This window comes from Streptomyces sp. NPDC006134 (assembly GCF_040628835.1).
Taxonomy (GTDB): Bacteria; Actinomycetota; Actinomycetes; order Streptomycetales; family Streptomycetaceae; genus Streptomyces.
In genome coordinates this window covers 15,571-27,983 of record NZ_JBEXTV010000035.1, presented here as the reverse complement: position 1 = coordinate 27,983, position 12,413 = coordinate 15,571, and the positions used below count along the sequence as shown (strand labels likewise).

At 69.5% G+C, this 12,413-nt stretch carries 9 protein-coding genes; 2 read left to right on the top strand and 7 right to left on the bottom strand.

Translation table 11 applies throughout. The annotated features are described in order from the left end of the window. Window positions 1-69: 69 nt before the first annotated feature. The 7 genes from ABZ340_RS22610 to ABZ340_RS22580 all read right to left on the bottom strand — a co-directional run bounded on the left by ABZ340_RS22610 (window position 70) and on the right by ABZ340_RS22580 (window position 10,917). Window positions 70-1,218 (bottom strand): dipeptide ABC transporter ATP-binding protein, encoded by a 1,149-nt coding sequence (locus ABZ340_RS22610; protein ID WP_358783606.1) that lies wholly within the window; start codon window positions 1,216-1,218, stop codon window positions 70-72. Then, on the bottom strand, window positions 1,211-2,266 hold the full coding sequence (locus ABZ340_RS22605; protein ID WP_358783605.1) for an ABC transporter ATP-binding protein: 1,056 nt from the start codon (window positions 2,264-2,266) through the stop codon (window positions 1,211-1,213). The genes ABZ340_RS22610 and ABZ340_RS22605 overlap by 8 nt, the downstream gene beginning before the upstream one ends. 11 nt (window positions 2,267-2,277) lie before the next feature. Further along, window positions 2,278-3,249 carry an ABC transporter permease gene (locus tag ABZ340_RS22600; protein ID WP_358783604.1) on the bottom strand — a complete coding sequence of 324 codons (972 nt, stop codon included), beginning with the start codon at window positions 3,247-3,249 and terminating at the stop codon, window positions 2,278-2,280. Beyond that, window positions 3,242-4,171, bottom strand: coding sequence for an ABC transporter permease (locus ABZ340_RS22595; protein WP_358783603.1), 930 nt, complete (start codon window positions 4,169-4,171; stop codon window positions 3,242-3,244). Before ABZ340_RS22595 ends, ABZ340_RS22600 begins: the two co-directional genes overlap by 8 nt. A gap of 82 nt (window positions 4,172-4,253) precedes the next feature. Continuing rightward, complete coding sequence (locus ABZ340_RS22590; RefSeq protein WP_358783602.1) at window positions 4,254-5,882, bottom strand: ABC transporter substrate-binding protein; 1,629 nt, start codon at window positions 5,880-5,882, stop codon at window positions 4,254-4,256. A 560-nt stretch (window positions 5,883-6,442) separates the two neighbouring features. Continuing rightward, entirely contained in the window at window positions 6,443-8,359 is a 1,917-nt protein-coding gene (typA, locus tag ABZ340_RS22585; protein ID WP_358783601.1) for a translational GTPase TypA, read from the bottom strand. Window positions 8,360-8,580: 221 nt separating this feature from the next. Continuing rightward, window positions 8,581-10,917: an ABC transporter family substrate-binding protein gene (locus tag ABZ340_RS22580; protein ID WP_358783600.1), complete on the bottom strand. Its 2,337-nt coding sequence runs from the start codon at window positions 10,915-10,917 to the stop codon at window positions 8,581-8,583. Window positions 10,918-11,216: 299 nt separating this feature from the next. On the opposite strand from ABZ340_RS22580, the gene ABZ340_RS22575 reads away from it, so the two are divergent. Both ABZ340_RS22575 and ABZ340_RS22570 read left to right on the top strand, forming a co-directional pair. After that, window positions 11,217-11,507 carry a hypothetical protein gene (locus tag ABZ340_RS22575; RefSeq protein ID WP_358783599.1) on the top strand — a complete coding sequence of 97 codons (291 nt, stop codon included), beginning with the start codon at window positions 11,217-11,219 and terminating at the stop codon, window positions 11,505-11,507. Between the two features lie 45 nt (window positions 11,508-11,552). Beyond that, the gene (locus ABZ340_RS22570; RefSeq protein WP_358783598.1) at window positions 11,553-12,389 is read left to right on the top strand and encodes a hypothetical protein; all 837 of its coding nucleotides are present in this window, start codon (window positions 11,553-11,555) and stop codon (window positions 12,387-12,389) included. The last annotated feature ends 24 nt before the right edge of the window (window positions 12,390-12,413 follow it).

Genomic DNA, 12,413 nt, shown 5'->3' with positions numbered 1-12,413 from the left:
CCGGCGAAAACGCCGGTTCCCGGCACCTGGGGGCAGGTGCCGGGAACCGGAACGGACCGCAGGGGGAGGTCAGGCCGCGTGGACCACGTCCTTCTCCTCCGCGAAGTGGCAGGCCGACTCGTGGGCCGCCGGGGAGTCCGTGCCCCGGAAGCGCTCGGGGATCGCGAGCAGCGGGACCTCCTCGGCGCACTTGTCCTGGGCCTTCCAGCAGCGGGTGCGGAAGCGGCAGCCCGAGGGCGGGTTGGCCGGGGACGGCACGTCGCCGGTGAGGATGATCCGCTCGCGCCCCTCCCGGGTCTCCGGGTCGGGGACCGGGACGGCGGAGAGCAGCGCCTGGGTGTACGGGTGCGTGGGGTGGTCGTAGATCTCCGCGTCGGTGCCGATCTCGGCCATCTTGCCGAGGTACATCACGCCGACGCGGTCGGAGATGTGCCGGACGATCGACAGGTCGTGGGCGATGAAGAGGTAGGAGAGGTTGAACTCGTCCTGGAGCTTCTCCATCAGGTTGATGACCTGCGCCTGGACGGACACGTCCAGCGCCGACACCGGCTCGTCGCAGATGATGATCTCCGGGTTGAGCGCGAGGCCGCGGGCGATGCCGATGCGCTGGCGCTGGCCGCCGGAGAACTGGTGCGGGTAGCGGTTGATGTACTCGGGGTTGAGCCCGACCACGTCCAGCAGCTCCTGCACCTTGCGGCGCCGGTCGCCCTTCGGGGCCGCCTCGGGGTGGATCTCGAAGGGCTCCCCGATGATGTCGCCCACCGTCATCCGGGGGTTCAGGGACGTGTAGGGGTCCTGGAACACCATCTGGATGTTGCGGCGTACGGCCTTCAGGGCGCGCCCGGACAGCTTGGTGATGTCCTGGCCCTTGTAGAAGATCTCGCCCGCGGTCGCCGTCTCCAGCATCATCAGGAGCTTGGCGACGGTGGACTTGCCGCAGCCGGACTCGCCCACGATGCCCAGGGTCTCGCCCTGGTGGAGGTCGAAGGAGATCCCGTCGACCGCCTTGACCGCGCCGACCTGCTTCTTGATCAGGATGCCCTGGGTGAGCGGGAAGTGCTTCACCAGGTTGCGGACCTGGAGGATCGGCTCGCCCCGGCCGACCGGCGCCTCGAGGGCGGCCACCGCGTCGGTCTCGGTCGCGGCGTCGACGACCTCGACCTCGGAGACGTTCGGTGTGGCGTCCTGCGGCTCCCCGTTCTTGCCGGTCTCAGCCATGGATCGTCTCCTTCCAGAAGTGGCAGGCGCTGGCGCGCCCGGCGATCTCGGTGCCGTCCCGCTCGGTCACCTGCACCAGCGGCGGAACGTCGGTGCGGCAGATGTCCTGCGCCTTGGGGCACCGCGGGTTGAACGCGCAGCCACTCGGGATCTTCAGGAGGTTGGGCGGCAGTCCCTTGATCGCGTACAGCTCCTGGCCCTTCTGGTCCAGGCGCGGGATCGAGTCGAGCAGACCCCGGGTGTACGGGTGGGCCGGGCGCTTGTACAGCTCGTGCACGGGCGCCTGCTCGACGATCCGTCCCGCGTACATCACCGCGATCTTGTCGGCGACGTCCGCGACGACACCCAGGTCGTGGGTGATCAGGATCAGGCCCATGTTGTACTCCCGCTGCAGTTCGGCGAGGAGGTCCATGACCTGGGCCTGCACGGTCACGTCGAGGGCCGTGGTCGGCTCGTCCGCGATGATCAGGTCCGGTTCCAGGGCGAGCGCCATCGCGATCATGATGCGCTGGCGCATACCGCCGGAGAACTGGTGCGGGTAGTCGCCGACGCGCTCCTTGGCGGCGGGGATCTTCACCCGGTCCATCAGCTCGATGGCCTTGGCCTTGGCGTCCTTCTTGCTCAGGCCCTGGTGGACGCGGTACATCTCGCCGAGCTGGTAGCCCACCGAGAGCACGGGGTTGAGCGACGACAGCGCGTCCTGGAAGATCATCGCGATCTTGCTGCCGCGCAGCTTCCGGCGCTCCTCGCCCGGCATCTTCAGCATGTCCTGGCCGCGGAAGAGGATCTCGCCCTGCGGGATCCTCCCCGGCGGCATGTCGAGGATGCCCATGATCGCCTGGGCGGTCACGGACTTGCCGGAGCCGGACTCGCCGAGCACCGCGAGGGTCTCGCCGGCGTTGACGGAGTAGTTGACGCCGTTGACGGCCTTGACGACACCGTCACGGGTGTGGAACTCGACGTGCAGGTCCCGCACTTCGAGCAGCGTGCCGCCGTCGTCCTCGCCCGAGCGGGGGACGGGGACGTTCGCGGGCGTGGTGGTGGTCATGTACGCCTCCCTCAGCGCAGCTTCGGGTCGAGGGCTTCGCGTACAGCGTCGCCGAGCATGATGAACGCCAGCACCGTGAGGCTGAGCATGCCCGCCGGGAAGAACAGCAGGTGCGGTGCGTTGCGGATGTGGTCGGTGGCGGTGTCGATGTCGCCGCCCCACGAGACCTCGTTGGTGCCCAGGCCCAGACCCAGGAACGACAGCGTCGACTCGGCGACGATGTAGACACCGAGCTGGATGGTGGCGACGACGATCACCGGCGCGATCGCGTTCGGCAGGATGTGCTTGAACAGGATCCGTCCGGTCCCGGCGCCGAGCGCCCGGGCGGCGACCACGTAGTCCGCGTGCTTGGCGGTGACCACCGCACCGCGCATGACGCGCGCGATGGTGGTCCAGCCGAGGAACGCGAGGGCCCCGATGACGGTCCACACGGTGCGTTCGGTGAACGCGTTGAGCACCACCATCGCGCCGAGGATGAACGGGATGCCGAAGAACACGTCGGTGATGCGGGACAGCAGGGTGTCCCAGACGCCGCCGAAGTAGCCGGCGAGCATGCCGATCAGGCCGCCGAACACGGTGACCAGCAGGGTCACCCCGACGCCGACCATGATCGACACCCGGGCCCCGTAGACGACGCGGGCGTAGATGGACCGGCCCTGGTTGTCGTAGCCGAACCAGTCCGCCTGGAAGAAGTGGCCGAGGTTCGGCTTGTCCAGGAAGTGCGCGCTCAGGTCGCCGGCGGTCGGGTCCGTGCTGCTGAACAGCGACGGGAAGGCCGCCATCACCAGCAGGAACGCGATCAGTACCGCGGAGATGACGAACAGTGGCCGGCGGACGAGGTCGGCCCAGGCGTCGGCGGCGAGCGAGCGCGGCTTGTCCTGGGCGGGACCGGCCTCCGCGGCGGTGGCGCCGACGGCGCCCGCGGGCTCCTCGACGGCCGTGCCGGAGCCGGTCTTCTGCGGCTTCACGGTGTTCTCAGGCATAGCGAATCCTCGGGTCCAGCACCGCGTAGAGCAGGTCGACGAGCAGGTTGGCGGCGAGGTAGATGAGGACGAAGACCGTCACACACCCGACGACGACCGTGCCCTCGCGGCGGGCGAGCGCATCGAAGAGCAGGTTGCCGACGCCCTGCACGTTGAAGATGCCCTCGGTGACGACGGCGCCCGCCATCAGCGAACCGATGTCGGTGCCGAGGTAGGTGACCACCGGGATCAGGGAGTTGCGCAGCAGGTGCACCGAGACGATGCGGCGCTGCGGCAGCCCCTTGGCGATGGCCGTGCGCATGTAGTCGGCGCGCGCGTTCTCGGCGATCGAGGTACGGGTGAGCCGGGCGACGTAGGCCAGCGAGAGCGAGCCGAGCACCAGCGCGGGCAGCAGCAGCTCTCCCAGGGTCGGGGACTCCGAGACGTTCGGCTTCACCCAGCCGAGCTGGGTACCGAAGATCTGCTGGCCGAGCAGGCCGAGCACGAAGACCGGAACGGAGATCACCAGCAGGGTGAAGACCGTGACACCGGTGTCGATCATCTTGCCGCGCTTCACGCCGGCGAGCACGCCGAAGAAGATGCCGACGACCATCTCGAAGACGAACGCCATCAGCGCGAGGCGGATGGAGACCGGGAACGCGCCCGTCATCTCGTCGATGACCGGCCGGTTGCCGGCGATCGTCGAACCGAAGTCGCCCTGGAGCAGGTTGCCGAGGTAGTGCAGGTACTGCTGCCACAGCGGCAGGTCGAGCCCGAGGTCGTGCTTGATCTGCGCCATCTGCGCCGGGTCCGGCGGCTTGTCTCCCCAGAGCGCCGCCACCGGATCACCGGGCAGCACGTTCACCATCAGGAAGATGAGCAGGGTTGTCCCGAGGAAGACCGGGATCATCTGGAGCAGTCGCCGCGCGACATAGCGCCCCATCGTGCCTCCGTCCATAGCGGAGCCGACCGCAGCGCAGGCCGGGGTCACCGGCCTGCGCTGCGGGTCAACTGCCCCGGCTGGATTACTTCTTGTAGACCTCGACCTCGGTGAAGATCGGGTCGCCGTCCTGGCCGAACTTCATGTTCTTCACGTTCTCCGAGTGGCCGGAGATCGTGCGGTTGTACCAGAGCGGGATGCCCGGGAAGCTGTTCTGCAGCTCCTTCTCGGCCTCCTGGTAGAGCTTCGCGGACTCTTCGGTGGTGGCGGCCGCGTCGGCCTTCTTCACCAGGTCGTCGAACTTCTTGTCCGAGAAGTCGCCCTTGTTGCCGGCCACGCCGGTGCTGTACAGGTCGCGGAGGAAGTTGCCGTTGAAGGGGTAGTCGAGCACCCAGCCGGAGCGGTAGAACGACTTGACCTTCTTGGCGTCACGGGTCTCCAGGTCGGCCTGGAAGTCCGTCTTGGCGTCACCCTCGCACTCGACGCCGGTCGCCTTCTTGATGGAGTTGCAGACGGCGACGACCCAGTCCTTGTGCGGCTGGTCGGCGTTGTACTGGATGGAGATCTTGTTGCCGGGGACGCCGCCGCCTTCCTCGATGAGCTCCTTGGCGCGCTTCGGGTCGTACTTGCAGTACTCGCCGCAGGCGCCCGGCTGGTAGCCCAGCACGCCCTTGGCGACCCAGCCGGTGGCCGACTCGCGCGTGCCGTAGAAGACGGTCTTGTTGATGGTGTCGCGGTCGATCGCCATCGACAGGCCCTGCAGGACCTTGACGTCGATGTCCTTCCACTGCTTGGTGTAGAAGGCCGGGTTGATCGTGTTGATCGCCGCGTAGTCCTGCTCGATGGCCCGGTCGCCGAGGTCTTCCTTGTAGTTGGCGAGCTCGGAGTTGGGCACGATCGGCATGGAGTCGACGTTGTTCGACACCAGGTCGTTGTACGCGGCCGTGTCGGACGTGTACGCCTTGAGGTTGATGCCGCCGTTCTTCGCCTTGTCCGGGCCCTTGTAGTCGTCGTTCCGGACGAGCTGGATCGACTTCTTGTGCTCCCAGGACTTGAACTTGTAGGGGCCGTTGCCGACCGGCTTCTCGCCGTAGCCCTCGGGGTCCTTGAAGAAGCCGCTCGGGAGCGGCGAGAAGACCGGGTAGGCGAGCTTGTAGTTGAAGTACGGGATGCCCGTGGTGAGCGTGATGGTGAAGGTGTGGTCGTCGACGACCTTCAGCCCGGACATGGCGTCCTTCTTGGGCGCGCCCTTCTCCGGGTGGACGTCGGCGTAGCCCTCGATGTCCGAGAACCAGGAGGAGTTGACCTGGTTGTTCTTGACGTTGGCGGCCCAGTTCCAGGCGTCCACGTAGGACTTGGCCGTGACCTCTTCGCCGTTGTGGAACTTCCAGCCCTTCTTGAGCTTGACCGTCCACACCTTGTTGGCCTTGTCCGGCGTGACGGACTCGGCGTTGGTCATCGAGATCTTGCCGTCGTCGGTGTAGTCGACGAGACCGGCGAAGATCGCCTCGATGGTGACGGAGCCGTAGGCCTCCATCGTGTTGGCCGGCTGCAGCGGGTTCTGCGGCTCGCCGTTCGCGTAGGTGACGATGCCGTTCGGGTCGATCTCCCGGTTGGCGTTGTCGCTACCGCTGCCGCCGCCGCCACAGGCGGTCGCAGCCAGCGCGACGACACCGGCCATGGCAACCCACTTGGCGCTCCTGGCACCACGCATGGGGCTCCTCCTCATGAGTCCACTTGTTCACCGCGAGGGGGCACGCGCGTAGATTCCGCCATCTGGCGAGGATTCGTGCGGCCCCCAGTGTGCTCGTGAGTCGGCGCTCCCCACAGCGCGTGACCCATTGACCCGAGCTCTACGCGGTCAACTATTAGCCACGGCGGCGGTCTCGACCACAGTTCTTCGGTCTCGGTTCGATCACACCTGACACGTACTTCTCCCGAAATCCGGGCAAATCAATCGTAGATAGATGACCGCGAAACGGACGTGTTACATATCTATCGGCCGAAGGTCACCGGATACCGGACGTCGGTGCCGACTTAATGAGTTGCGCGGGAGCGGAAGCCCGCCCTCACCGATGACGGAGGCCGCCCGGACGGCCACCGCGCGTGAGCAGGAGCAGGGTAGCCACAGCGCGGCCGGACCGGCACGCCTTCCGCCGGATCGAGACCAACTGGCGCGGGGCCAGGCCCACTTGGCGGCATACGCAAGAGGCCGGCTCCCGTCCCGGAGGGGACGGGAGCCGGCCTGCCGTCGTGCGGTGGCGCGGGCCGGCGTCAGCCGTGCTTGGCGCGCGAGGCGGCGCGGGCGCGCTCGCGGGCGTCCAGGTTCACCTTGCGGATGCGCACGGCCTCCGGGGTGACCTCGACGCACTCGTCGTCGCGGCAGAACTCCAGCGACTGCTCCAGCGACAGCTTGCGCGGCGGGACGATCGACTCGGCCACGTCGGCCGTGGACGACCGCATGTTGGTGAGCTTCTTCTCCTTGGTGATGTTGACGTCCATGTCGTCGGAGCGGGAGTTCTCACCGACGATCATGCCCTCGTACACCTCGGTGCCGGGCTCCACGAACAGCACGCCGCGCTCCTGGAGGTTGGTCATCGCGAACGCGGTGACGACACCGGCGCGGTCGGCGACCAGCGAGCCGTTGTTACGGGTGGTGAGGGTGCCGAACCAGGGCTCGTGGCCCTCGTGGATGGAGTGCGCGATACCGGTGCCGCGGGTCTGGGTCAGGAACTCCGTCCGGAAGCCGATCAGGCCGCGGGAGGGCACGACGAACTCCATGCGCACCCAGCCGGAGCCGTGGTTGGACATGTTGTCCATGCGGCCCTTGCGGACGCCCATGAGCTGCGTGACCGCGCCCATGTGCTCCTCGGGCACGTCGATCGTCATGCGCTCGACCGGCTCGTAGACCTTGCCGTCGACCTCCTTGGTGACGACCTGCGGCTTGCCGACGGTCAGCTCGTAGCCCTCGCGGCGCATCTGCTCGACCAGGATGGCCAGCGCCAGCTCGCCGCGGCCCTGTACCTCCCAGGCGTCGGGACGGTCGGTCTCCAGCACGCGCAGCGAGACGTTGCCGATCAGCTCGCGGTCCAGGCGGTCCTTGACCTGGCGGGCGGTGACCTTGCGGTCCTTGACGGCCGCCTTCGCGTCGGCGCCCTTGCCGGAGCCGCCGCGGCCGACCAGCGGGGAGGTGTTGGTGCCGATGGTCATGGAGATCGCGGGCTCGTCGACCGTGATCAGCGGCAGCGGAACCGGGTTCTCCGGGTCCGCGAGCGTCTCGCCGATCATGATGTCCGGGATGCCGGCGACCGCGCAGATGTCACCGGGGCCGGCCTTCTCGGCGGGCTTGCGGGTGAGCGCCTCGGTCATCATCAGCTCGCTGATGCGCACGTTCTGCACGGACCCGTCGCGCTTCATCCACGCGACCGTCTGGCCCTTCTTCAGCTCGCCCTGGTGGACGCGGAGCAGCGCGATACGGCCGAGGAAGTTGTCGGCGTCCAGGTTGGTCACGTGGGCCTGGAGCGGGGCGCCCTCCTCGTAGGTGGGGGCCGGGATGTGCTCCAGGATCGTGGAGAAGAACGGCTCCAGGGAGGTGGAGTCGGACGGGACCGTGCCGTCCTCCGGCTTGGTCAGGGAGGCGACGCCGTCCCGGCCGCAGGCGTAGACGATCGGGAACTCGATCTGCTCCTCGTCGGCGTCCAGGTCGAGGAAGAGGTCGTAGGTCTCGTTGACGACCTCGTCGATCCGGGCGTCGGGACGGTCCGTCTTGTTGATGCACAGGATGATCGGCAGCCGGGCCTGGAGCGCCTTGCGCAGCACGAAGCGGGTCTGCGGCAGCGGGCCCTCGGAGGCGTCCACCAGCAGGACGACGCCGTCCACCATCGACAGGCCGCGCTCGACCTCGCCGCCGAAGTCGGCGTGGCCGGGGGTGTCGATGATGTTGATGGTGATCGGGTCCCCGCCGTCCTTCGGGTGGTACTTCACCGCGGTGTTCTTGGCGAGGATCGTGATGCCCTTCTCACGCTCCAGGTCGTTCGAGTCCATCATGCGGTCGTCGACGGAGTCGAGCTGGTGGGCGGCGAAGGCGCCGGCCTGCTTCAGCATGCCGTCGACGATGGTGGTCTTGCCGTGGTCGACGTGGGCGACGATGGCGACGTTGCGGATGTCATGACGTGTGGTGGACACGGCCATATTGCGGCGTACTCCCGGAGTGTGAGGAATGCCCTGCGCGTACGTCTGTGTTGCGCGGGCCCTGCCGGGCTGAACATGCCACGGCCTCACCCCATGGTACGGGGCCGCCGCCGGGACGGCTTGCCGGGTACGTCGGCGCAGCTCACGGCAGCCGGCTCACCCGTCCGGCGCACGGCACCGGCTCACCCCTCCGGCTCACGCGCGCGGCCCGTCCGTCCGGCTCACGCGCGCGGCCCGGTCGACGGGCTCGCCGACGGCCGCGCCCCCTGGGCGCCCTTCTTCAGGAAGCCCATGTCCTCGTACACCGGCGTCTCGAAGCCGAAGGCGCCGGCGTTGGCGAGGTTCTTGCGCGCGGCGACGAGCTGGGGGCGCTGGTAGAGGGGGAGGGAGCCGGCCGCCGCCCAGATGCGGGAGTCGGCCTTGCGCAGCAGCGCGCGGGACTCCTCCTCGTCCAGCGTCGCGAGGGCCTGGTCGAAGAGCTGGTCGACCTGATCGGTGCCGACCCGGGTGTAGTTCTGCTCGACGTTCAGGGAGCCGTCGGCGGCCGGGACCGGCTTGGCGTAGATGGGGCGCGCGTCGGTGGCGGGGAAGGCGGAGGCGGGCCAGGAGTACAGGGCGAGGTCGTACTGGCCGGACGCGATGTGGTCCTTGAAGTAGCTCGCGTCGGAGACCTTGACGAGGTCGGTGCGGATGCCGACCCGCTCCAGCATGCGGGAGATGCGGTCCGCCACCGTGCGCAGCGACCGGGAGCCGGAGCCGGAGGGGACGACGAAACGGAGCGTGAGCGGCTTGCCGCTCTTGGCGAGCGGTGCCGACGCCGGGTCCGCCGGGGCGGCGGTGCCCTTCGGGGCGTAGGCGCCGGGGGCGCTGCCCTGCGCCTTGTTCTCCCCGCCCCTGCTCTTCTCGGCGTTCTTGTCGGCGTCCTTCTTCCCCTTCTCCCCCTTCTTCTCCTTGTCCCGGTCACCCTCGTCGCCGTTGTCGCCCTTGTTGTCCTCCCCGACGATGTACGTCCCGTCGTCGCCGCCCGGCGACTCCTCCCGCTCCTTCTCCTTCCCCTCCCCGGCCGCCTCGCGCTGCCCGCCGGCCGTCTTCTCACCCTCCTTCACGGGCCCGCCCGGCACCCACCCGGCGTCCGCGAGCAGGGCCCGCGCCTCCTTGGTGTCCTGGCCGCCGAGCGCCCCGCTGCCGTCGGCGTAGGCGGCCTGGCCGGCCAGCGCGAGGTGACTGCCGACGGGCACGGCGGGCAGGCCGAGGGGCTTCAGGACGGTCCGGGCGAGTTCCTCGCGGTCCAGGGCGCGGGCCACGGCCCGGCGGACCCGTTCGTCGGCGAGCGGGCCGTCGGCGCCGTTGAGGGCGAGCTGGGTGTAGGCAGGCTCCAGGGACTTGCGCACCTCGTAGCCGCGCAGGGCCCGCTGCCGGCGTTCCCGGGCGGCACGGGCCTTGCTCCGCTCCTGGCGGGCGAGGGTCTCCTCGTAGGCGGCCTCCTCGTCGGAGCCGTTGGCCACGGCCCAGGAGCGCAGGGCCCGGGCGGCCGTCCGGGTGCCGCCCGGACCGGCGAGCGGCGAGCCCTCCGAGCCGCCCGCCCCCGCACCGTCCGGGGCCGCGTCGTCCGGGTCCGCGGACGGGGAGCCGTCCGGGCCCATCAGCGGCGCGCCGGAGCTCGCGCGGCGCGGGGGCGCGGCCGAGAGCCCGACCTCCCGGGCCGCGTCCGGGTCGATCTCGGCCAGGTCGACCTCGCCGGCCACCAGCGCGGCCATCCGCTTGCCGCGGGGCAGCTCGCGCAGCACGATCCGCGACAGCTTGGCCTGGTCGCCCCACCAGCGCGGGTTGCGGGTGAGGACCACCTCGTCCTCCTCGCGGTCGACCTCCCGGACCGCGAAGGGGCCGGCGGTGACCTCCAGCTCCCGCCGCGCTCCGTCGTTGAAGGAGTCCGGGGTGCCCATGACGTCCTTCGGGTACAGCGGGGTGAACAGCGACTTCCAGTCGGCGTAGGGGCGGCTGAAGGTGACCCGGACCTCCAGGTCGTTCCGGCCGCGCTCGATCTTCTCGATGCGCTCGTATCCGGCGTTGCGGGCGGTCCAGTAGGCGCTGTCGCGGCCGGAGAGGGCGCGCCACTGGGCGGCGAAGTCGGCGGCGCCGATCTCCCGGCCGTCGCTCCAGACGGCCTGCTGGTTGAGCTTGTAGAGGACGACCTGCTTGGGCTCGGTCTCGACGACCTTCGCCGACTCCAGGTAGTCGGGGTTGCGCACCGGGCGGCCGGTGGCGTCCGTCCGGTACATCGAGGGCAGCACGGCCTGGGCGACGCGGGCGGTGGTCGCGTCGGCGTCCGCCTGGAAGGTGTTCAGGGTGTCGGGGACGGAGTCCACGGCCCAGCGCAGGGTGCCGCCGTCGGCGACGCGGGCGCGGGCGGCGGGGGCGAGGTCCTGCGCGGCGAGCGGCTTGCCGGCCGCGTCGTCCTCGGAGGTGCAGGCCGCGAGGGCGGGCACCGCGAGCACGCCCGCGGTGAGGAAGGCGACCGAGCGCGTGACCGCGCGCGGTCCGGCGCCGACGTGGGACATCTCTGCTACCTCCGGAAGGCCAGGAGAGTTACGATCACTTTTGGCCGTATATGGGGCAATATGGTGCTCATCAGATGTATGCGGCCACTGAAGAGGAAAGGGTTCTGCAACACAGGGCGACACGTCGGCCACCGACGGCAAGGTCACCCGTCCGGCGCAGCGCTCCCGGGTGTGCGCCCACGTGCCTCGGCCAATCGGTGCACGTCCCTTCCCAGGGCGCGGTGTGACGCGCGACACTCGCAGGCGCATGAACGTTGCCGCCTTGGGCCTCGAAGGACCCGCGGAAGTGAGGGCAAGTCATGTCCGTTCACGACGAACTCACCTCGGTCCAGCGCTGCCTCGACGACCTGTCCCGGTCCGTCGGCCGCCTGGAACAGCAGCTCGGCAGCGGCGGCCTGGAGATCCGCCGGGTCCGCACCGACGCCGACCACCTGCGGGAGAGCGTCGCGCTGCTGCGGCAGGCGGCGGCGACCGCGGCCCCGCAGAAACGGCCCGACCTCGTCACCATCTCCGACGCGCCCTACGACCTCTCGCTGTGGACGGACACGGACGACGAGGGCCTCGGCGCCCGCGACCGCCGCGCCCCCTGACCCCTCGACCAGCCCCCTGAACCCTTCCGTAAGGGGAGGCACCCCTTGGCCACCGGTACGGAACCACCCCCCGCCACAGAACCCCACCCCCGCGGCGGCGTCCACACCCCGGCGCGCGCCGCCATCGCCGCCCGGCACCTGCGGACCGACCGCTGGTGGCTGGCCCCGGCCGCCACGGCCGCCGGACTGCTGGCCTTCGTCGTCTACTCGACGTGGCGGGCCTTCGCGAACGCGGACTACTACGCGGCGCCGTACGTCTCGCCGTTCTACTCCCCGTGCCTGGCGGAGAACTGCGTGCCGATGCGCTCCGGCCCGAACTGGGAGATCTTCGGCACCTGGTGGGGCGTCTCCCCCGCGATCATCATCCTGATCTTCCCGCTCGGCTTCCGCCTGACCTGCTACTACTACCGCAAGGCGTACTACCGGGGCTTCTGGGCGTCCCCGCCGGCCTGCGCGGTCGCGGAGCCGCACCGGAAGTACACCGGCGAGACCCGCTTCCCGCTGATCCTGCAGAACGCCCACCGGTACTTCTTCTACGCGGCGATCCCCGTCGCGGGCATCCTGACCTACGACACCGTGCTCGCCTTCCGCGACGAGCACTACGCGTGGGGCCACATGGGCCTGGGCACGCTGGTCTTCCTGGTCAACATCGGGCTGATCTGGGCGTACACCCTGTCCTGCCACTCCTGCCGGCACATCGTCGGCGGCAAGCTCAGGCACTTCTCGAAGCACCCCGTGCGCTACCGCATGTGGCGGCTGGTGGGGAGGCTCAACGCCCGGCACATGCAGCTCGCCTGGGCGTCCCTGGTGAGCGTGGCGCTCGCCGACTTCTACGTGTACCTCGTCGCGTCCGGCGTCTTCGACGACCCGCGCTTGTTCTGATGAGCTCCGATGAGTGAGGACCTG

Excerpts from the sequence above, each read along its gene's own strand:
- ABZ340_RS22610 (WP_358783606.1), bottom strand. The coding sequence starts at position 1,218 with ATGGCTGAGACCGGCAAGAACGGGGAGCCGCAGGACGCCACACCGAAC.
- ABZ340_RS22605 (WP_358783605.1), bottom strand. The coding sequence starts at position 2,266 with ATGACCACCACCACGCCCGCGAACGTCCCCGTCCCCCGCTCGGGCGAG.
- ABZ340_RS22600 (WP_358783604.1), bottom strand. The coding sequence starts at position 3,249 with ATGCCTGAGAACACCGTGAAGCCGCAGAAGACCGGCTCCGGCACGGCC.
- ABZ340_RS22595 (WP_358783603.1), bottom strand. The coding sequence starts at position 4,171 with ATGGGGCGCTATGTCGCGCGGCGACTGCTCCAGATGATCCCGGTCTTC.
- ABZ340_RS22590 (WP_358783602.1), bottom strand. The coding sequence starts at position 5,882 with ATGCGTGGTGCCAGGAGCGCCAAGTGGGTTGCCATGGCCGGTGTCGTC.
- typA (WP_358783601.1), bottom strand. The coding sequence starts at position 8,359 with ATGGCCGTGTCCACCACACGTCATGACATCCGCAACGTCGCCATCGTC.
- ABZ340_RS22580 (WP_358783600.1), bottom strand. The coding sequence starts at position 10,917 with ATGTCCCACGTCGGCGCCGGACCGCGCGCGGTCACGCGCTCGGTCGCC.
- ABZ340_RS22575 (WP_358783599.1), top strand. The coding sequence starts at position 11,217 with ATGTCCGTTCACGACGAACTCACCTCGGTCCAGCGCTGCCTCGACGAC.